The following is a 20,548-nucleotide window of genomic DNA, read 5'->3' as shown; positions in this document are numbered from 1 at the left end:
GATGTCCACTGATGAGAGCATGCCGGCGGAACGATGGCTATCCGTCATCGGCATTGGCGAGGATGGGCTGGACGGGCTCGGCGCGGAGGCCCGGCGGCGGATTTCCGAGGCCGAGATTGTATTCGGCGGCAAGCGCCACCTGGCCTTGGCAACAAGCGAAATCAAAGGCGAATCAAGGCCTTGGCCGTGGCCTTTCGATTCGGAGATGCGGGCGGTGGTAGCGCTGCGGGGCCGCAAAGTCTGCGTCCTGGCATCTGGCGATCCGTTCCTGCACGGCGTGGGCGCAACGCTGGCGCGGCACGTGGCAACACACGAAATACGAACGATTCCAGCACCTTCGGCCTTCTCGCTTGCCGCGAGCCGGCTGGGCTGGTCGCTGCCAGAGATAGAGACGATTTCGCTGCATGGAAAATCCATCGATCTGATCCGCCCGTTGCTGCACCCCGGCACGCGTATTCTGGCGCTAACATCGGACGCCGAAGGACCGGCAGCGGTCGCCAAGCTGTTGACAAAATTGGGTTTTGGGCCGTCGCGGCTGACGGTGCTCGAAGCGCTTGGCGGCCCGGACGAGCGGCTACGGGCCATGCGCGCCGACGGCATGAAGTCCGAAATATTCAATCCTCTCAACGTGTTGGCAGTCGAGGTCGCGCCAGAGGCCGCCACGGGCTTCATTTCGCTCGCTCCGGGCCAGAGTGACGGCCTCTTCGAACACGATGGACAGCTAACAAAACGCGAAATCCGCGCGATGACGTTGTCCGCCCTCGCTCCTCTCCGAGGCGAGTTGCTGTGGGACATCGGCGCCGGCTCCGGCTCGGTCGCCATCGAGTGGATGCTGAGACATCCGTCGATGCGGGCGATCGCGGTGGAAGCCAACGGGGGTCGGGCCGAGCGCATCGGCCGCAATGCAACGGCGCTGGGGGTGCCGGGGCTGAAGGTGGTGCAGGGCGCCGCGCCCAAGGCTCTGGCGGGACTGCCTGCGCCGGATGCGGTGTTCGTCGGCGGCGGCGGCAGCGAGGCCGGCGTGATGGATGCGGCGGTCGACGCGCTGAAACTGGGCGGCCGGCTTGTCGCCAACGCAGTGACGCTGGAGATGGAGGCGGTGCTGATCGCCAGGCAGGCGACGCTCGGCGGCGAGTTGATCCGCATCGCAGTTTCGCGCGCCGCGCCGGTTGGAACCATGACCGGCTGGCGGCCGGCAATGCCGGTGACGCAATGGGTGTGGCGCAAGCCATGATCGTCGCGGGCATCGGCTGCAAGGCGGGCGTGAGCGAGGCCGAGGTGCTGGCGGCGTTTCGCGCCGCGCTTGCCACCCACCGCATTAAGGCTGGAGACGTCGAGGCGCTGGCGGTGCCGGAGCAGAAGTCCGCGGAGCCGGGAATTCATGCGGCGGCCCAGGCGTGGGGACAACTCGTCCTGGTGATCGGCCGGGCCGACCTTGCGAGGGCGGGTGAGAAGACGCTGACCCGCTCCGACCGTTCGCTCGAAGTGACGGGAGCCCCGTCCGCATCGGAAGCGGCGGCGCTGGCCGCCCTCGGCACGCGCGGAAAACTGCTCGGGCCACGCGTCGCCGTCGGGCCTGTCACCTGCGCGCTGGCAAGCGACGGAGTGTTTTGATGACCGTGCATTTCATCGGCGCAGGCCCCGGCGCGGCAGACCTGATCACCGTGCGCGGCCGCGACCTGATCGCCCGCTGCCCGGTCTGCCTCTATGCCGGCTCGATCGTGGCGAAAGAAATGCTCGACTGGTGCCCGCCCGGCGCGCGGCTGGTCGATACGGCTCCGATGTCGCTGGACGAGATCGAGCAGGAATATGTCGCGGCGCACAAGGCCGGGCAGGACATGGCGCGGCTGCATTCCGGCGACCTTTCGGTGTGGAGCGCGGTGGCCGAGCAGGTGCGGCGGCTGGAGAAACATGGCATCCCCTACACGCTGACCCCCGGCGTACCCTCCTTCGCGGCGGCAGCGGCAAGCCTCGGGCGCGAACTGACAATCCCCGAAGTGGCGCAAAGCTTGGTGCTGACGCGGGTTTCCGGGCGCGCCTCGCCAATGCCGCCGAAGGAAACGCTGGCCGCCTTCGGCGCGACCGGCGCGACGCTGGCGATCCATCTGGCGATCCACGCCATCGAGCGGATCGTCGAGGAGCTTTCGCCGCTTTATGGGGAGGATTGCCCGGTGGCGATCGTCTTCCACGCGTCGCGGGCGGACGAGCGTATTTTGCGCGGCACGCTTGCGACGATCGCCGGGCAACTGGCCGCGCAGCCGATCGAACGCACGGCGGTGATCTTTGTCGGCCGCTCGCTGGGCGCGGAGGATTTTCGCGAGAGCTCGCTGTATGACCCGACGTACCAGCGGCGGTTCAGGGGGCGGGAGTGAGCATGCCTCCATCGAGGAATATGGTGGCGACTACGCAATTCGCAGTGTCTTGCCGTTCAACTCTCACGTCAAAGGCGGCGCTCCACGTTGCCCCCTCTGTCCTGCCGGACATCTCCCCCGCTTGGGGGAGATTGGCTGTCATCTGGGCTTTCGCCAATCATCAACGATGCAGGACGAGCGCCGACTAAGCGGCCGGACATCTCCCCCCCAAGCGGAGGAGATGTCCGGCAGGACAGAGGGGGGCAGCGTAGAGCGCTTCCCGGGAAGACCTAACGTCTCCAAAGGCACGCTAACGTGGTGCCTACCCCGCCTTCACTGACGCAAACGCCTTTCGGCCCCGCAAGCCGCCTTCCCGGTCAAACACCAGGATTTCCAGCTCGACATCCGCCCCCCGCAACACCGGTGCGGCGGTGCGCCAGGCGGCCGCGGCAATCGCATCGCCGATCGGCACGCCTGCCGCCTCGGCCAGCGAAAACGCCTCGGCGACGGTGTTGGCGCCTTTTACCGCCTCAGCCAGGTCGGCCGGACCGTCGGCATCTAGCACGACGGACGCCAGCGCCTCCAGGTCGGCGGCGCCCCGCTTGGAATGGACGTCGAGCATGCCTTGCGCCAGTTTTGTCATCTTGGCGACGCCGCCGGCGATGGTGACGCGCGGCACGGGATGCGCCCGCACATATTTCAGCATGCCGCCGACGAAATCGCCCATGTCGATCAGCGCCACCTCGTGCAGGCCATGGAATTTCTGCACGGCGGCTTCCGAAGCATTGCCGGTGGAGCCGGCGATGTGGGTCAGCCCCATGGCGCGGGCGACGTCGATGCCGCGATGGATGGAGTGGATCCAGGCAGAGCACGAATAGGGGATGACCACGCCGGTCGTGCCAAGGATCGAAATGCCGTGCAAAATGCCAAGGCGCGGGTTGAGCGTTTTTTGCGCCAGCGCAGCGCCGTCGGGAACGGATATCTCGACCTCGATGTCGGCGCCCTCGCCTGCCACCTCGCGCACGGAGTCCGCGATCATCTTGCGCGGCACGGGATTGATCGCCGGCTCGCCGACTGCCACCGGCAGGCCGGGACGGGTGACGAGGCCCACCCCCTCGCCGCGCCGGAAGGTGACGCCGGAACCCGCAGCACCGTGCCGCACCGTGGCCTTCACCAGCGCGCCATGGGTGACGTCCGGATCGTCGCCGGCGTCCTTGACGATGCCGGCCGTCCCCTGGCCGTCTCCCGGCTCGTTGACGGCGAGCGCGAAGGCGACACGGCGCCCGCCGGGCAGGCCGATCTCAACCGGATCGGGGAACTCGCCGGACAAAAGCGCCGCACAGGCAGCCTTCGCCGCCGCCGCGGCGCAGGCGCCGGTGGTCCAGCCGCGCTTCAGCGGTCGGTCTTCTGTCTCCATGATGTCGTCTATAGGCTTGCATAAGCCCAGCGTCATCGTCCAAAGCGGCATGCATGAGCCTCGCCGACGCCATTACCCGCCTCGACTACCGCCCGCGCGATTTCCTGCCGGGCCATGTTTGGCTGGCCGGCGCCGGGCCGGGCGATCCCGGCTGCCTGACGCTCGACGTGCTTTCGGCGCTGACTGATGCCGACTGCGTCGTCTACGACGCGCTGGTGTCGGAGGCCGTGCTGGAGATCGCGCGCGGCGCCGAACTGCATTTCGCGGGAAAACGCGGCGGCAAACCTTCGACCGACCAGGAGGATATCACGAAGCGGCTGATCGGCTTCGCGTGGGCGGGAAAGCGCGTGCTCAGGCTGAAAGGCGGCGACCCCTATATGTTCGGGCGCGGCGGCGAGGAGGCTTTGGCGCTGGTGCGTGAAGGCATACCGTTCCGCGTGCTGCCGGGGCTGACCTCGGCCCTGGCCGGACTGGCCGGCGCGTCGATTCCGGCGACCATGCGCGGCATCAACAAGGCCGTGGTGCTGGCCACCGGCCATGCGGCCGGCACCGACGAGGATCTCGACTGGGCAGCGCTTGCCAGGACCGGCCAGCCGGTCGTCATCTATATGGGGCTGAAGAACCTGCCGATCATCGCCGCGCAGCTCGCCGCCGGCGGGCTTGCCGCCGAGACGCCGGCGGCAGTGATCGAGCACGCGACGACGCCGCGCGAGCGCGTCGTGGTGGCGACGCTGGGGACGCTTGCGGAAGAAGCTGCGCGCGCGGACATCGGCGCGCCGGCGCTGATCGTCATCGGCGGCATCGTGTCGATGCGGGCGGAGTTGCGGAGATGAGCGGTATGGGCCTGGCAGACTCAGCGAGGCTAGTTGGCTTCCCGCGCCCGCTCCTGCGTGCTCCGTACGGCGCGTGGCATACCCCCACCCCTAACCCCTCCCCACGAGGGGGAGGGGGACTTTGCGACTGCAATGCCATGCGAAACCGTCGACGATTGACGCCAAGCAGAGATGCCGACCTGTCCCCCTCCCCCTTGTGGGGAGGGGTTAGGGGTGGGGGTATCGCGGCGATGCATCCGAAGGCGTCCAACAACAACTGCGTTCGTCCGAAATGACCGCGCGCGGCATCATCGTCGGCGCGCCGCGCTCCGGGTCGGGCAAGACCAGCGTCACCATCGGCCTGCTGCGCGCGCTGAAGCGGCGGGGGTTTTCCGTGCGCGGCGCGAAGTCGGGGCCGGATTATATCGACCCCGCCTTCCACGAGGCCGCGACCGGCCTTCCCGGCGTCAATCTCGATTCCTGGGCGATGCCCCCCGCCCTGCTCGACGGGCTTGTCGCCGGCGCGACTATAGGGGCTGACATCGTCGTCATCGAAAGCGCCATGGGTCTGTTCGACGGCATTGTTTCGCCGGACGGCCGCTCCGGCTCGGCCGCCGACCTGGCGCGGCGTTTTGGCCTGCCTGTGCTGCTTGTGCTCGACGTTTCGGGCCAGTCTCAGACGGCGGCGGCCGTGGCGAAGGGGTTTGCCGTCTACGATCCGGGGGTGCGCATCGCCGGCGTCGTGCTCAACCGGGTGGGCAGCGAGCGGCACCGGCGGCTTGCCGGCGCGGCGATCGAGGCAATCGGCCTGCCGGTGGTCGGCTGCGTGATGCGCGACCCGTCTATGACGCTGCCCGAACGCCACCTCGGCCTGGTGCAGGCCAGCGAACACGCCGACCTCGACGCCCATATCGATGGGTTGGCGGATGTGATGGAGCGCTCGCTGGATATCGACGCGGTAGCCGGGATGGCGGAAGCGGTCGACGCGATCGCCACGGAGGAAAATCCGCCGGTGTCGCGCTCTTTGTCGACCGGATCGGAGGAAAGGAAAGGACGATCGTACCAATCCACCGTCGCCCTCCCCCCGCCCGGCCAGCGCATCGCGCTGGCGAAGGACGCGGCGTTCACCTTCCTCTATCCGCATCTGATCGCTGCATGGCGGGCGGCCGGGGCGGAGATCGTAGCGTTTTCGCCGCTGGCCGACGAGGCGCCGGACGATGGCTGCGACGTGTGCTGGCTTCCCGGCGGCTATCCGGAACTGCATGCCGGAAAACTGGCGGCGGCGGCGAATTTCCGCGAGGGCATGGGGCGCTTCGCGGCGCAAAAGCCGGTGCATGGCGAGTGCGGCGGGTTCATGGTGCTGGGCGAAGCACTGGAGGATGCGGACGGCGTGACGCACCGCATGCTCGGCCTGCTCGGCCATTCGACGAGCTTTGCGAGACGAAAGATGAACCTCGGCTACCGGCAGGCGACGCTGCTGGCCGATTGCCCTATCGGGCAAGAAGGCGATGTCGTGCGCGGCCACGAGTTTCATTATGCATCGCTGACCGATGCCGGACAGGATGCGTCATTGGCGGAAATCGCCGATGGGCAGGGCGTGGCGCTCGGCGCGTTCGGCGGACGGCGGGGATTGGTCAGCGGGACGTTTTTCCATGCGATTGCGGGGGCGACATGACTCCGCAAAACCTCGTCCGCGACATCGGCTTCTGCATCCTGTTTTTCACGCGGCTGCCGCTGCCTGAGATGCGTCTGGCCGACCGAAAGCTGAGCAGGGCGATCTGGGCGGCACCGGTCGCCGGTTGGATCGTGGCAACCATCGGCGGCGCGGTGTTCTGGATTGCGACCGGCCTCGGCGTGCCGGCGGGACCCGCGGCGGCGCTGGTGCTGGCGGCGACGATGCTCGTCACGGGGTGCCTGCATGAGGACGGGCTTTCGGACACGGCGGACGGGTTCGGCGGCGGCAGGAACCGCGAGCGCATCCTCGAAATCATGCGGGACAGCCGCATCGGGGCGTTCGGGGCGTGCGCGCTGGGGCTGACGATTCTGCTGCGATGGAGTGCGCTGGCCGCTCTGGCGGCCGGTCCTGCGGCAAATGTCGCAACCGGGTCGGAGGCGGCATATTCGGCGTCGGCCGCCGTCCTTGCCGCGCTGATCGCCGCCCATGGCGGTTCGCGGGCGATGCTGCCCATCTTCCTCCAGCGCCTGCCCCCTGCCCGAACCGACGGCCTGTCGGCCGGCGCGGGCATGGTCGAAGGACCGGCCGCCAATGCGGCGCTGGCGCTCGGCCTGCTGTCGCTGCTGGCGCTTGGCCTTTCCGCAGCACTCGTGGCAGCCGTGCTGCTGGCGGCGGCCTTCTTCGCCTTCCGGGCGCTCTGCCTGAAAAAGATCGGCGGGCAGACCGGGGACGCCGCCGGCGCCTTGCAGCAGGGCGCCGAGATCATCATCCTGCTCGTCGCCTGCGCCGTTTTCTGACGTGATGCTGTTATCGTTTCCGAAAGGGGAATTTCCATGAATTTCGCGTCCTTCGAAGCCTTGCGCGCCGCCTGCCAGGACCTGCCGACCGGCGATCCGAAGGCCGCGGAAGCCGTGGCCCGCCGCCAGGACACACTGACCAAGCCGCAGGGCAGCCTGGGACGGCTGGAGACGCTGGTCGCCTGGCTGGCGCGCTGGCAGGGGCGCGAGGTGCCGAAGCTCGACAAGGTGAAGGTGATCGTCTTCGCCGGCTCGCACGGCGTGACCGCGCAGGGCGTGTCGGCTTTCCCGCCGGAGGTGACGGCGCAGATGGTGGCGAACTTTGCCGCCGGCGGCGCCGCGATCAACCAGCTGGCGCGCATGGCGGGCGCCGAGCTGGACGTCATCCCGCTCGACATCGAGCGGCCGACCGCCGACTTCACGCTGGCCCCTGCCATGGACGAGCAGGAATTTCTGGCGGCGATCGGACGCGGCTACAGCGCGGTCGAGGGCGGCACAGACCTGCTCTGCTTCGGCGAGATGGGCATCGGCAACACCACCGCCGCGGCGGCGATCGCCTCGGCCTTGTTCGGCGGCGTCGACCAGTGGGTCGGGCGCGGCACCGGCGTTGACGACGCCGGTCTCGGCCGAAAAATCGCGGCGATCGAAGTGGCGATGAAGCTGCATGGCGAGGTGCTGCACGACCCGCTGAAGGCAGCGGCGGCGGTCGGCGGGCGCGAACTGTCGGCGATCATGGGCGCGACGCTCGCCGCGCGCCACCAGGGCGTGCCGGTGCTGCTCGACGGCTTCGTCTGCACGGCGGCGGTGGCGCCGATGGTGCGGCTGCATTCGCACGGGCTGGACCACGCGGTCGCCGCGCATGTGTCGGCCGAGGCAGGCCATCGCGGCCTGCTGACGGCGATGAATTTGAAGCCGCTGTTCGATCTCGGCATGCGGCTCGGCGAAGGGTCGGGAGCCTGCCTTGCCGTCAATATCCTGCGCTCGGCGCTGGCCTGCCATACCGGCATGGCGAGTTTTGCCGATGCCGGCGTCTCGGAAAAGGCCGCGTCGTAAGCTTGCCCGGAACCATCGACCCCGGTGTCGCGTTGGAGAGCGATTCACCCTCTCTGCGCAAGGACATGATGATGGCTTCCACTTTCTCGAAATTCCGCGACGACATGACCGAAGAGCTTGAGGACCAGGTGGCGCGGCTGCAGAAGGAAGTGAAGGTGCTGCGCAAGGCGCTGGGAAAGCGCGGCGCGGCGGCCTATGACGACACCCGCGAGACGGCGGCGGATTTCTACGACGAGATCGCAGCCCGCGTCGGCGACGCCCTGCCGATGATCCAGAAGCAGTCGCGCGTCGTGCAGCGCGCCGCCACCGACCATCCGCTGACGACTGCCGTCGTCGGGCTGGCGGTCATCGGGCTGGTGGTTGGGTTGATGTCGCGAAAATAAGTCAGCGGCCAATCAGAAATAGCACTGCGGGCCCTTGCCCTTGGCGTAGGCGCTGCGTTCGCCGCACTGCTTGCCGCTGAGCATCAGATCGTAGGGGCACTGGCAGTCGCCGCCCTGCGGCGCGCGGGCCGGACGCAAGGCACCCCACATCGACTTGTCCTCCGGCAGCGAGATGGGCTGGGCCGCAGGCGCCGATTCGGGTTCCGCCACGGCGGGCACGGCCTCGGGCTCCGGCGCGACATCCTGCTTCGGCCGGGGCGCGAAGGCGACTTCGGACGAATCGGCAGGCGTTGCCTGCGGCGCGGGTTTCGGCACGGCGGCTACGGCCGGCGTCGGCTTCGGGGCGACGGCAGCGGTCTCTAACGAGACCGGGCCGGGTTTCAAATAATCGCCATGCACCCAGCCGACCATGCCGTCGGCGGACACCTTTCGCCATTTGCCGTCGGTGACGCTGGCCTCGACGGCCTGGCCGCCCTTCAGCGTCGCCACGACGGCGCTGGATTTGCTCGCCTCCTTGCGCAAGCGGACCTTTTCGGTTGTCCGCATCGTCACGGACACGGGCGCGACCGGCTTTTCCGGGCGTGGAATCGAGGCGGTGACGAAATCCTGCGGTTTCGGTTCGGGCGCGACCGCGACGACCGGCGCAGCCGGCTTCCTCTCCACGGACGCCTGCTCGACGGCGCGCTGGCGCTGCCAGTGCTCACGCTTCGGCGGCTCCTGGGTCATTGCCCACACGCCGGCTGCGACCGCGCCGACGACGAGCCATCTCAATCTGGGAAGCTTCAGCATCGAACTCGCCGAAAACTTCCAACGGGGCTTTGCTTTTGCTGGTTTCTTCGCCATGCGTCCATCATGACCGCAATCACTTAAGGCTTGGTTTACCACGATCGCCGGCCGCCGCTGGACCAGCCTTTGCTGCGCCTTAGCGGTTGCGCGATACCCGGATAGTTGCGAAACGCCGTGCATGGCGACGCAATCAAACCTCAAGGCCGCATTCTGGATGGGATGCTCGCTGGGCTGCATGATCCTGATGACATGGGCCGGCCGCGAGACGACGAGAGAGCTCGACGTGTTCCAGGTGATGGAGCTGCGCTCGCTGATCGGGCTGGTCATGCTCTATCCGCTGGTGCATCTGGCCGGTGGATTTCCGGCAATGGCGACGAAGCGGCCGCTCCAGCATATCGGCCGCAACATCGCGCACTATACGGGCCAGTTCTCATGGCTGGTGGCGCTGACTATGATCCCGCTCGCCCAGCTCGTCGCCATCGAATTCACCACGCCCATCTGGACGGCGCTGCTCGCCATGGCGTTTCTCGGCGAGCGGATGACCGCGCCAAAGACCATCGCGGTGGCGCTCGGCCTTATCGGCGTCGTGGTGATCGTGCGGCCGGGCGTCGGCAGCTTCGACGCGGGCCACATGATCGTGCTGGGAGCGGCCGTGGCCTTCGGCATCTCGATGACCATGACAAAATCGCTGACCCGTACCGAATCCGTGGTCAGGATCATCTTCTGGATGCTGGTGATCCAGTCGGTGATCGGCCTCGTGCCGGCGATCCTCGTCTGGCGCACGCCGAGCGTCGACGTATGGCCGTGGATCCTTGTGATCGGCTTCAGCGGCTCGTACGCACACTACTGCATGGCGCAAGCGCTGTCGCATGCCGACGCCACAGTGGTGACGCCGATGGATTTTTTGCGCGTGCCGGCCACGGCGGCGCTCGGCTACTTCGCCTATTCGGAAGGCGTCGACATGTTCACCGTGCTGGGCACGGTGCTGATCCTTGCCGGCAATTTGATCAACCTCGCGGTACGGCGCAGGGCGGCGGAACCGGTCGAGGCACCTTAAGAGCGCTACCCAGCCTCCCGCAGCGCCAGCCGCACCCGCTCGACGCCGTTGATGATCACCGATTGCATCGCCGCACGGGCGCCATCGACGTCGCGGTTGCGGACGGCTTCGACGATGCGGCGGTGCGAGGCCTGCGCGTTCTGGATCTCGCCACGGTCGGCGCTGGGCGACGACAGCTTGAACACCCCGACGAGTGCCGCCTCGATCAGGCTGCCGACGGAACGCATGAACGGATTGCGCGAAGCCTCGGCCACCGCAAGGTGGAAACGCAGGTCGGCCATGGCGTGGCTCTCGGCGCTCTCCGTCTCGCCCATGGCGTCGGCCAGCCGCTGCAACGTGGCGATGTCGTCTCGCGTGGCGCGCTCGGCGGCAAGGCCGGCCGCGTAGGGCTCGAAGGCCAGGCGGATTTCACTCAAATGGACGAGGAACGCCTCGTCGATACCCGCCTCGAAATGCCAGTTGAGGATATCGGGGTCGAACAGGCTCCAGCTTTCCCGCGTCGTGACGCGCGTGCCGATACGGGCGCGCGGCACGATCATGCCCTTGGCGGTCAGCGTCTTCAGAGCCTCGCGCAACACGGTGCGTGATACGCCGAAGCGGGCCATCAGTTCGGCGTCGCCGGGGAGTATCTCGCCGGAGGGGATGGCCCCGGAGACGATGTCGCGGCCAAGCGAATCGACGATATGCGCGTGGTTCGTGCGCAGCCTCTGGCCGGAGATCACCGTCTGCAGCAGACCCATCGTCGGTTTTCGCAAGCCTCCAAATACGTCAATCTCGATATTTGACCATTCCAGCTGGATAGCTAGACAATATCTGGAACACCCCTCATCCGACCTCGCTTCGCGAGGCCACCTTCTCCCACAAGGGGAGAAGGTAGAGTTTCGCATCGGCCTTCCCGCCAACCGCCAGCGTTGGAGCTTGGCAGAGGCGGTGCGGCAGCGCTCCACCTTCTCCCCTTGTGGGAGAAGGTGGCCTCGTGAAGCGAGGTCGGATGAGGGGTGTTCCTAACATCAACCTCTCAGTGATTGTCCCTCGGAATGCCCATCGTCTGGGCGATGCGCTGGTATTTGACGGCGGGCTCCAGCACCGCGCCGGTCTCCATCTGGCCGACCATCGAGCGCTGGATCTCCTGCCATGGCGACTGGTGCGGCGGGTATTTGTAGCCGCCACTGGCCTCCAGTTCCGTGCGGCGGCGTTCAAGCTCCTCGGCGGAAACGAGGATGTCGGCCGTGCCCTTGTCGAGGTCGATGCGCACGCGGTCGCCGGTCCTCAGGATGGCGAGGCCGCCGCCTGCCGCAGCCTCGGGCGAGGCGTTGAGGATCGACGGCGAACCCGACGTGCCGGACTGGCGGCCGTCGCCGATGCAGGGCAGAGAGTGGATGCCGCGCTTCAGCAGATAGTCGGGCGCGCGCATGTTGACGACTTCCGCGGCACCGGGATAGCCGATCGGGCCGACGCCGCGCATGAACAGAACGGACGTCTCGTCGATGCCGAGATCGGGATTGTCGATGCGGGCGTGATAATCCTCCGGTCCGTCGAACACTACGGCCGGCCCCTCGAAGGCGTTGGGATCGTTCGGATTGGAGAGATAGCGGTCGCGGAACTCCTGCGAGATCACGCTGAGCTTCATGATCGCCGAGTTGAACAGATTGCCGCGCAGCACGCGGAAACCGGCATGCTCGCGCAGCGGCCGGTCGATAGGGCGGATGACCCGTTCGTCCTCGATCTTGGCGTCCTTGCAGTTCTCGCCCATCGTCTTGCCGTTGACGGTCATGGCGCCTTCCTCGATCAGGCCGTGGCGCATCAACTGGTTTACGACCGCCGGCACGCCGCCGGCATGATGATAGTCCTCGCCGAGATATTCGCCGGCCGGCTGCAGATTGACCAGCAGCGGTATTTGCTCGCCATAGGTCTGCCAGTCGTCGATCGTCAGTTCGACACCGACATGGCGGGCGAGACCGTTGAGGTGGATCGGCGCGTTGGTGGAACCGCCGATCGCCGAATTGACGCGGATGGCGTTGATGAAGGCCTCGCGCGTCAGGATATCGGAGGGTTTCAGGTCCTCATTGACCATCTCGACGGCGCGTTTGCCGGTGAGATAGGCCATTTCCTGGCGGTCTCGGTGCGGCGCGGGAATAGCGGCCGAACCGGGCAACTGCATGCCTAGCGCCTCGGCCAGCGAGTTCATGGTGCTGGCCGTGCCCATCGTGTTGCAGTAGCCGGTCGACGGCGCCGAGGAGGCGACGAGCGCCACGAATCCGGCATAGTCGATCTCGCCGGCGGCCATCATCTCGCGGGCCTTCCAGACGATGGTGCCGGAGCCGGTGCGCTCACCGCGGAACCAGCCGTTGAGCATCGGACCGACCGACAGCGCGATCGCCGGGATGTTGACGGTGGCGGCGGCCATGAGGCAGGCCGGCGTGGTCTTGTCGCAGCCGATGGTGAGCACCACGCCGTCGAGCGGGTAGCCGTACAGCACCTCGACCAGGCCGAGATAGGCGAGGTTGCGGTCGAGTGCCGCGGTCGGGCGCTTGCCGGTTTCCTGGATCGGATGGACGGGGAACTCGAACGCGATGCCGCCGGCCTCGCGGATGCCTTCGCGCACGCGCTTGGCGAGATCGAGATGGTGGCGGTTGCACGGCGACAGATCGGAGCCCGTCTGGGCGATGCCGATGATCGGCCGGCCCGACTGGAATTCCTCCTGGCTGATGCCGAAATTCATGTAGCGCTCGAGATAGAGCGCCGTCATGTCGGGATTTGCCGGATTGTCGAACCACGCCTGCGACCTGCGCGTCAGCTTGGTTCCATTCCAGCTATAGGCGCCGCTTCCGTTTCCTGGCTTGCTCATCTGCTTGCTTCCTGCCTGACAGTTTCTTCAGTCTTCGAAAGGTTCTGTAAAATCGTGCCGGCCGACCATGAAGGCGTCGGCGACATGGCGCAGCGGCCGTAGGTCGACATCGCTTTGTCGGGCCGCGATCAATTCCGCGAAATGCCTGTAAATGTCGGCATATTCGACGTCGCCCTGGTCGACGACGAGTTCGCCCCTGATCAGCAGTTTTGCACCGCCGGATTGCAGCAACAACTCGCCGTCATCGGTGACGACGCGGATATCCCAGGTCTGCGGGCCGGTCTGGCGCCAGTCGAAGGTGGCGCTGGCGCGGTCCTCGCCGGCGCTGTCGGCGAAGACGAGATCGGCGGCGATCGGCTGCGCCCGGTTTTTTGGGAACAACAGCGTCGCCGAGGTGAGGAAGATCGGCATCGGCAGGATCTCGGTGACGATCGACAGCGCATTGATGCCGGGATCGAACACGCCGAAACCGCCAGGCTCCCAGATCCAGGCCTGGCCGGGGTGCCATTTGCGCACGTCTTCCTTCCAGTCGACCCTGAGCGAACGGACGGTGCGGGTTGCCAGCCACGCCTTGGCCTTGGCGACGCCGGCGGCATGACGCGAATGCCAGGTGGCGAACAGCGAGACTTTTTCCGTCTTGGCCGAGGCAATCAGGTCGTCGAGTTCGGAGACGGTGGCGCCGGGCGGCTTTTCCAGCAGCACATGCTTTCCGGCGGCCAGCGCTTTCACCGCGGCCGCGTGGCGCGGGCCGGGCGGCATGCACAGCGCGACCGCATCAAGGTTCTCGACGCCGTCCAGCAGCGATTCGATGTCGGGAAAGCTTGGCACGCCGTCGATCGTGCCGTGACGGCTGGCAGTCGCCACCAGTTCGAAATCGCGGTTGCCCCAGATCGACGGCACATGCTGGTCACGGGCGATCTTGCCGACGCCGACGATGGCGATGCGGATAGGAGCCATGGGAAAACTTCTCCTACAGCGCCTTTACCGAAAAACCCGAGGCCTTGTCGGTGGCCAGCGGGTTGCGCAGCGGCAAGGTGAAGGGCTTCGCCTCGATCTCGAACACGTCGCCATCCTGCGGCTTGATGCCATCCGAGAACGACAGCGTCGCCGTGCCGAAGAAATGCACATGCACGTCGCCGGGGCGGCGGAACAGATCGTATTTGAAATGATGGTGCTCGAGGTTGGCGATGGTATGGGACATGTTGTCCTCGCCAGACAGGAACGGCTTTTCCCAAATCACCTCGCCGCCGCGGCGGATGCGCGAAAAACCCTCGACATGGCCGGGCAGCGGGCCGGTCAAAAGTTCCGGGCCGATCGAGGCCGGACGCAGTTTTGAATGCGCCAGCCAGAGATAGTTTTGCCGCTCGGTGACGTGGTCGGAGAACTCGTTGCCGAGCGCGTAGCCAATGCGGAACGGCGTGCCGTCCGGGCCGATGACGTAGATCGCGGCGATCTCGGGCTCCTCGCCGCCGTCCTCGGCGAAGGAAGGCGAAGTGAGCGGCGCGCCCGGCGCGATCACGCTGGAGCCGTCGCCTTTAAAGAACCATTCGGGCTGCGCGCCGACCTCGCCCGGCTTCGGCTTGCCGCCCTCGACGCCCATCAGGAACATGCGCATCGAATCGGTGGGCTTTTCCGCTGAAGTGGCTGCCTTGTGCATCTTGTCGCGGCCCTCGGCCGAGCCGAGATGGGTCAGGCCGGTGCCGGCCAGCATCAGATGCGACGGATCGGGATGGTCGATGGGGGCAAGCACCCTGCCCTCGGCAAGTGCCGAGGCAAGATCGACGGCCGGCCCGGCCGGCAGCGCGGCCACGGTCGCCTCCAAGCTCTTGCCCTCGGCGATGGCGCGCTGCGCCAGATCGTAGGTGGAGGATACGCCGCCCACCAGTTTCGCCGCACCGCTGTCGTCCACAGCCGCGACATGCCGTTCGCCATTCTGGGTGAGCTGAACCAGTCTTAGTGCCATATGTGCCTACCGGCGGTACGCCGGCTCCTCCCTGGAAATCTGCTTGGGCTGAAAAGTCATATAGTACGACTTTTCAGAAGTGTATAGCCGCCGCGATGCGACGGGCGCCGTCAAACGGAAACCTGGCCGATCTCGTCGATGATGTATTGATAGAGGGAAGCGGCCGCCGGAGACAGTTCGCGGTTGCGCATCTTGATGAGGCTGTAGGGCTGGACGTCGATCTCGAACTCCACCGGCAGGATATCGATCGCACCGCCAAGGCCATGCTCGCCGCCGATGAACCGCGCCACCTCGACCGAGACCGGCGCGATGGCGTCGGACTGCGCGACCATGACGAGCGTGAGCAGCAGCGATCCGGTGTTGAGCATGCGCTCCGGCAGCGCCACGTTGCGGGAGAGCAGGATGCGCTCCATGGTGCGCCTCAGCAACGAGCCTGCCGGCTGGAACACCCAGTCGTAGCCGACGAGACTTTCGGCCGGCACGACGCCGCGCCCGGCCAGCGGGTGGCCGCGCCGCACGATCAGGCAGGCCCGCTCGACGCCGATCTCGCGGCTCTCGAACAGGCGCGGATTGAGATCGTCGGGGATGCGCGCGATGATGAAGTCGTGGCGCGACGCGAGCAGTTCGCGCGAAAGCACGGCGCTGGTGTCGACCTGGAAGTTGACCTCCAGCCGCGGGTTCTGCTCGCGCATCTTGCGGATGGCCGGCACGGCGAGTTCGATCGCCGGCGCGGTCACCGAGCCGAGGAAGACGGAACCACCCTTGCCCAGCCGCAGATCGGAGATCTCGCGGTCGACCTCGCGCAGTTCGAGCAGGATGGCGCGGGCCCGCCGCGCCAATGCCTGGCCATAGGCGGTCAGGCCGACGCCGCGCGACAGCCGTTCGTAGAGCGGCACCTTGAGAATGCCTTCCATCTCCGAAATCATGCGCGACGCGGCGGGCTGCGACATGCCCAGCACCTGCGCCGCGGCGCTGACCTGGCCATGGTCGTCCAGCGCCACGATCATCCGCATATGGGCGAGCTTGATGCCGCTGCGCAGCAGCATGTCGGCCCCGACTGCAGGCATATCGCGCTGTTCGGTCGCATCTAAATCGATTCGTATATCCCGCATCGCCGATCCCGCCCTTTCCGGCGCATTCCTGCCCCATATATCAAAATCGGCATATCATTTGTCAGAAATCTTATTTGACAGTTATATCGAATTAGGAACAGGGTCGGATCGTCTCAGGGCCTGCCCTGACGGCGCGGTCATTCATGCGCTTGTCACGGGGTCCCGGAGCGCCGGGAGGAATAGCAGAAAAACAACAATGCCCGCATGGGCCGGCTTCGTGACGTGGGCGACCGCGCAAGGCGCCCCGAAAATCCTAAAGGGAGAAATTACCGTGAACTTTACCAGAAGAACCATTCTTGCCGTCGCGGCGGCCGGCTTCGCCGCCTGCTCCGCGCTGTCCATGCCGGCCTTCGCGCAGGACAAGGGCCTGGTCGGAATAGCGATGCCGACAAAATCCTCGCTGCGCTGGATCAGCGACGGCAACGAGCTTAAGGCCGCTCTGGAAGCCAAGGGCTACACCGTCGACCTGCAGTATGCGGAAGACGACATCCCGAACCAGCTCGCCCAGCTCGAGAACATGGTGACCAAGGACGCCAAGGTCCTGGTCATCGCCTCGATCGACGGCACCACACTGTCGGCCGTTCTCCAGCAGGCTGCCGACAAGGGCGTCAAGGTCATCGCCTATGACCGCCTGATCCGCGACAGCGGCAATGTCGACTATTACACCACCTTCGACAACTTCAAGGTCGGCGTGCTGCAGGCCGAATCGCTGCTCAAGGGCCTCGGCTATCCGGAAAAGAAGGGTCCGTTCAACATCGAGCTGTTCGGCGGTTCGCCGGACGACAACAACGCCTTCTTCTTCTACGACGGCGCGATGTCGGTCCTCCAGCCGCTGATCGACAAGGGCGACCTCGTCGTCAAGTCGGGCCAGATGGGCATGGAGAAGGTCGGCACGCTGCGTTGGGACGCCGCTGTCGCGCAGGCCCGCATGGACAACATCCTGTCGGCCAACTACTCGGACGGCAGCCGCGTCGACGCGGTCCTCGCCCCGTATGACGGCCTGTCCCGCGGCATCATCTCGTCGCTGCGCGGCGTCGGCTACGGTTCGGCCGAACAGCCCTGGCCGATCATCTCGGGCCAGGACGCCGAAGTGCCTTCGGTGAAGGCGATGATCGCCGGCGAGCAGTATTCGACCGTGTTCAAGGACACGCGCGAACTGGCCAAGGTCACCGCCACGATGGTCGACGCGATCCTCGCCGGCGGCAAGCCGGAGATCAACGACGAGAAGACCTACAACAACGGCGTGAAGGTGGTTCCGTCCTACCTGCTGGTGCCGGTTGCCGTCTACAAGGACGACATCCAGAAGGTGCTCGTCGACTCCGGCTACATCAAGGCCGAAGACATCAAGTAATCCACAACAGCCGGAAGGCCCGTGCAAGCGGGCCTTCCGGTCTTCTTCCGCCTTGTGTACGCTGCGTTCCGGCGCCGCGAACGAATACGCGGCCTGCCGCGACTTGGGAGCAGGACAGCGGGCTCATGAACGACATCATCCTGGAGATGCGCGCCATCACCAAGACGTTTCCGGGCGTGAAGGCGCTGGAAGACGTCAATCTCAAGGTCCGGCGCGGCGACATCCACGCCATCTGCGGCGAGAACGGCGCCGGCAAGTCGACGCTGATGAAGGTTCTGTCCGGCGTCTACCCGTTCGGCAGCTATGACGGCTCGATCCATTACGAAGGCAAGGAATGCCGTTTCAACGGCATCCACGACAGCGAGAAGGTGGGCATCGTCATCATCCACCAGGAGCTGGCGCTGGTCCCCATGCTGTCGATCGCCGAGAACATGTTTCTGGGCAACGAGCAGGCGACCAACGGCGTCATCAACTGGGACAAGGTGCGGCGGCGCGCCGGCGAGCTGTTGAAAAAGGTCGGCCTGCGGGAAGACCCCGATACGCTGATCACCAACATCGGCACCGGCAAGCAGCAGCTGGTCGAGATCGCCAAGGCGCTGGCCAAGGACGTCAAGCTGCTCATCCTCGACGAGCCGACGGCGTCTCTGTCGGAAAAGGACAGCCAGGCGCTGCTCGACCTGCTGCTCGAATTCAAGACGCAGGGCATCACCTCGATCATGATCAGCCACAAGCTGAACGAGATCAAACGCATCGCCGACCAGATCACCGTCATCCGCGACGGCCGTTCGATCGAGACGATGGACAAGGCCGACATCACCGAGGACCGCATCGTCACCTCGATGGTCGGGCGGACGCTGGAGAACCGCTACCCGTCGCGCACGCCGAAGATCGGCGAGACCATCTTCGAGGTCAGGAACTGGTCGGTCTATCACCCGCTCAATCCGGAGCGACAGATCATCAAGAACGTCAATCTCTCGGTCCGCAAGGGCGAGGTGGTCGGCATCGCCGGCCTGATGGGCGCGGGGCGCACGGAACTCGCCATGAGCGTCTTTGGCCGCAGCTATGGCGTCAACATCAGCGGCGAAGTTTTCCTGCACGGCAAGAAGGCCGACACCTCGACGGTGGGCAAGGCAGTTGCAAACGGTCTCGCCTATGCCACAGAGGACCGAAAGGTCTACGGGCTGAACCTGATCGACCACATCAAGCACAATGTGACCATCGCCAACCTGCCGGGCGTCTCGAAAAGCGGCGTCATCGACGACATGGACGAGCTGAAGGTCGCCAACGAATACCGCAGGAAGACCAACATCCGGTCGTCCAGCGTCTACCAGATCACCGGCAACCTTTCCGGCGGCAACCAGCAGAAGGTGGTGCTGTCGAAATGGCTGTTCGCCAATCCCGACGTGCTGATCCTCGACGAACCGACGCGCGGCATCGACGTCGGCGCCAAATATGAAATCTACACGATCATCAACAAGCTGGCCGACGAAGGCAAAGGCATCCTCGTCATCTCCTCCGAGATGCCGGAACTTCTCGGCATATGCGACCGCATCTACGTGCTGAACGAAGGCCGCATCGTCGGTGAACTCGCCGGGCACGAGGCCTCGCAGGAAAAGATCATGCGGGCGATCGTGCGGGGGACAGCCCAGGAGGAACAATTGGAGAGGGCAGCGTCATGAGCACCGAAACCGCCGCGCCGACCGTCAGCGCCGCCAAGGCGTCCGCGCAGTCCGCGATGAAGGAGAACCTGCGCGAATATGGGCTGGTGATCGCGCTGATCGCGATCATGCTGTTCTTCTACTTCATGACCAACGGGGTCCTGTTCTACCCGGTCAACCTCACCAACATCGTTCTGCAGAATTCCTACATCATCGTCATGGCGCTGGGCATGCTGCTGGTCATCGTCGCCGGCCACATCGACCTGTCGGTCGGCGCCGTGGCCGGCTTCATCGGTGCCGTGGCGGCGATCCTGATGGTCGACTACGGCATGAACCCGCTGCTCGCGGGCCTGCTGTGCATCGCGCTGGGCGCGGTGATCGGCGGCGCGCAGGGCTATTTCATCGCCTTCATGAAGATCCCGTCCTTCATCGTCACGCTGGCCGGAATGCTGGTGTTCAAGGGATTGCTGCTCAATGTGCTCAGCGGCCGCTCCGTCGGCCCCTTCCCGCCATTGTTCCAGTCGCTCAGCGCCGGCTTCATTCCCGATTTCATCGGCCCTCTGACGCTGGTGGCGCCGACGCTCAACGCCTCGGGCGCACCGACGCCGGGGACCGGCGTGGTGCTGCATTCGACGACCATGCTGATCGGCGTGCTGATCGTCGTCGCAATGCTGTATTTCGCGCTGAAGAGCCGCAAGAACCGCGAAAGCCACGGCTACGACGCGGAGCCGTTCGTCTTCTTCGTGATCAAGAACCTGGTCATCGCCGGCATCATCCTGTTCTTGATGTACAAATTCGCTTCGTTCAAGGGCCTGCCCAACGTCCTGGTGGTGATGGGCATCCTGATCGCGCTGTTCGTTTTCGTCACCACACGCATGACCTTCGGCCGGCGCATCTACGCGATGGGCGGCAACCTCAAGGCGGCGGCGCTGTCCGGCATCCACACCGAGCGGCTGACCTTCTACATCTTCGTCATCATGGGCGCATTGGCCGGGCTGGCCGGGCTGATCTATTCGGCGCGCCTCAACATGGCGACGCCGAAGGCCGGCGCGGGACTGGAGCTGGATGTCATCGCCGCGGTCTTCGTCGGCGGCGCCTCGGCTCTCGGCGGCGTCGGCCAGGTGACCGGCGCGGTCATCGGCGCCTTCATCATGGGCGTCATGAACAACGGCATGGGCGTGATGGGCATCAACATTGACTGGCAGCAGGTCATCAAGGGCCTTGTGCTGCTCGGCGCGGTCGCCTTCGACCTCTACAACAAGAAGAAGGCCTGAACGATCTTCCC

Annotated in this window: 19 protein-coding genes; 12 read left to right on the top strand and 7 right to left on the bottom strand. The window is 66.0% G+C overall.

Annotation, left to right across the window (positions count from 1 at the left end):
- Positions 1-19 precede the first annotated feature (19 nt).
- From cbiE to cobM, 3 genes are read left to right on the top strand one after another with little or no spacing between them, the layout of a single operon-like run.
- Positions 20-1,234 (top strand): precorrin-6y C5,15-methyltransferase (decarboxylating) subunit CbiE, encoded by a 1,215-nt coding sequence (gene cbiE / locus ACSBOB_RS15365; RefSeq protein ID WP_442583250.1) that lies wholly within the window; start codon positions 20-22, stop codon positions 1,232-1,234.
- On the top strand, positions 1,231-1,614 hold the full coding sequence (locus ACSBOB_RS15360) for a cobalamin biosynthesis protein (protein ID WP_442583249.1): 384 nt from the start codon (positions 1,231-1,233) through the stop codon (positions 1,612-1,614). Before cbiE ends, ACSBOB_RS15360 begins: the two co-directional genes overlap by 4 nt.
- On the top strand, positions 1,614-2,372 hold the full coding sequence (cobM, locus tag ACSBOB_RS15355; protein ID WP_442583248.1) for a precorrin-4 C(11)-methyltransferase: 759 nt from the start codon (positions 1,614-1,616) through the stop codon (positions 2,370-2,372). The genes ACSBOB_RS15360 and cobM overlap by 1 nt, the downstream gene beginning before the upstream one ends.
- A gap of 301 nt (positions 2,373-2,673) precedes the next feature.
- On the opposite strand, the gene ACSBOB_RS15350 is transcribed toward cobM, so the two are convergent.
- Positions 2,674-3,768, bottom strand: a complete 1,095-nt coding sequence (locus ACSBOB_RS15350) for a cobalt-precorrin-5B (C(1))-methyltransferase (protein WP_442583247.1) — start codon at positions 3,766-3,768, stop codon at positions 2,674-2,676.
- Between the two features lie 53 nt (positions 3,769-3,821).
- Between ACSBOB_RS15350 and cobA the strand changes: the two genes are divergently transcribed.
- From cobA to ACSBOB_RS15325, 5 genes are all read left to right on the top strand, one after another.
- Positions 3,822-4,601 (top strand): uroporphyrinogen-III C-methyltransferase, encoded by a 780-nt coding sequence (cobA, locus tag ACSBOB_RS15345; RefSeq protein ID WP_442583246.1) that lies wholly within the window; start codon positions 3,822-3,824, stop codon positions 4,599-4,601.
- 271 nt (positions 4,602-4,872) lie between these two features.
- A complete protein-coding gene (locus ACSBOB_RS15340; protein ID WP_442583245.1) occupies positions 4,873-6,255 on the top strand; it encodes a cobyrinate a,c-diamide synthase in 1,383 nt (460 codons plus the stop codon).
- Positions 6,252-7,052, top strand: a complete 801-nt coding sequence (locus ACSBOB_RS15335) for an adenosylcobinamide-GDP ribazoletransferase (protein ID WP_442583244.1) — start codon at positions 6,252-6,254, stop codon at positions 7,050-7,052. The genes ACSBOB_RS15340 and ACSBOB_RS15335 overlap by 4 nt, the downstream gene beginning before the upstream one ends.
- A 36-nt stretch (positions 7,053-7,088) precedes the next feature.
- A complete protein-coding gene (cobT, locus tag ACSBOB_RS15330; protein ID WP_442583243.1) occupies positions 7,089-8,105 on the top strand; it encodes a nicotinate-nucleotide--dimethylbenzimidazole phosphoribosyltransferase in 1,017 nt (338 codons plus the stop codon).
- A 71-nt stretch (positions 8,106-8,176) separates the two neighbouring features.
- Entirely contained in the window at positions 8,177-8,488 is a 312-nt protein-coding gene (locus ACSBOB_RS15325) for a hypothetical protein (RefSeq protein WP_442583242.1), read from the top strand.
- A gap of 12 nt (positions 8,489-8,500) precedes the next feature.
- On the opposite strand, the gene ACSBOB_RS15320 is transcribed toward ACSBOB_RS15325, so the two are convergent.
- Complete coding sequence (locus tag ACSBOB_RS15320) at positions 8,501-9,277, bottom strand: SH3 domain-containing protein (protein WP_442583241.1); 777 nt, start codon at positions 9,275-9,277, stop codon at positions 8,501-8,503.
- Between the two features lie 175 nt (positions 9,278-9,452).
- On the opposite strand from ACSBOB_RS15320, the gene ACSBOB_RS15315 reads away from it, so the two are divergent.
- Positions 9,453-10,331 (top strand): DMT family transporter, encoded by an 879-nt coding sequence (locus ACSBOB_RS15315; protein ID WP_442583240.1) that lies wholly within the window; start codon positions 9,453-9,455, stop codon positions 10,329-10,331.
- 5 nt (positions 10,332-10,336) lie between these two features.
- Here ACSBOB_RS15315 and ACSBOB_RS15310 read toward each other — a convergent pair whose 3' ends face one another.
- The 5 genes from ACSBOB_RS15310 to ACSBOB_RS15290 form a co-directional block, all read right to left on the bottom strand.
- Positions 10,337-11,071 (bottom strand): FadR/GntR family transcriptional regulator, encoded by a 735-nt coding sequence (locus ACSBOB_RS15310; protein ID WP_442583239.1) that lies wholly within the window; start codon positions 11,069-11,071, stop codon positions 10,337-10,339.
- Positions 11,072-11,349: 278 nt separating this feature from the next.
- Complete coding sequence (locus ACSBOB_RS15305; RefSeq protein ID WP_442583238.1) at positions 11,350-13,179, bottom strand: IlvD/Edd family dehydratase; 1,830 nt, start codon at positions 13,177-13,179, stop codon at positions 11,350-11,352.
- Between the two features lie 27 nt (positions 13,180-13,206).
- Positions 13,207-14,136, bottom strand: coding sequence for a Gfo/Idh/MocA family protein (locus ACSBOB_RS15300; RefSeq protein ID WP_442583237.1), 930 nt, complete (start codon positions 14,134-14,136; stop codon positions 13,207-13,209).
- A gap of 13 nt (positions 14,137-14,149) precedes the next feature.
- Positions 14,150-15,142: an AraD1 family protein gene (gene araD1, locus ACSBOB_RS15295; RefSeq protein WP_442583236.1), complete on the bottom strand. Its 993-nt coding sequence runs from the start codon at positions 15,140-15,142 to the stop codon at positions 14,150-14,152.
- A gap of 110 nt (positions 15,143-15,252) precedes the next feature.
- Positions 15,253-16,209 carry a LysR family transcriptional regulator gene (locus tag ACSBOB_RS15290; protein WP_442583235.1) on the bottom strand — a complete coding sequence of 319 codons (957 nt, stop codon included), beginning with the start codon at positions 16,207-16,209 and terminating at the stop codon, positions 15,253-15,255.
- Between the two features lie 385 nt (positions 16,210-16,594).
- On the opposite strand from ACSBOB_RS15290, the gene chvE reads away from it, so the two are divergent.
- The 3 genes from chvE (at position 16,595) to mmsB (ending at position 20,537) form a co-directional block, all read left to right on the top strand.
- Positions 16,595-17,605, top strand: a complete 1,011-nt coding sequence (chvE, locus tag ACSBOB_RS15285; protein WP_442583742.1) for a multiple monosaccharide ABC transporter substrate-binding protein — start codon at positions 16,595-16,597, stop codon at positions 17,603-17,605.
- Positions 17,606-17,730: 125 nt separating this feature from the next.
- Positions 17,731-19,284 carry a multiple monosaccharide ABC transporter ATP-binding protein gene (mmsA, locus tag ACSBOB_RS15280; protein WP_442583234.1) on the top strand — a complete coding sequence of 518 codons (1,554 nt, stop codon included), beginning with the start codon at positions 17,731-17,733 and terminating at the stop codon, positions 19,282-19,284.
- On the top strand, positions 19,281-20,537 hold the full coding sequence (gene mmsB, locus ACSBOB_RS15275; protein ID WP_442583233.1) for a multiple monosaccharide ABC transporter permease: 1,257 nt from the start codon (positions 19,281-19,283) through the stop codon (positions 20,535-20,537). Before mmsA ends, mmsB begins: the two co-directional genes overlap by 4 nt.
- The last annotated feature ends 11 nt before the right edge of the window (positions 20,538-20,548 follow it).

It is taken from the genome of Mesorhizobium sp. KACC 23794 (assembly GCF_052180275.1).
In the GTDB taxonomy this organism is placed as follows: Bacteria; Pseudomonadota; Alphaproteobacteria; order Rhizobiales; family Rhizobiaceae; genus Kumtagia.
The sequence above is the reverse complement of the archived record's forward strand: the minus strand, read 5'-3'. Positions and strand labels throughout refer to the sequence as shown.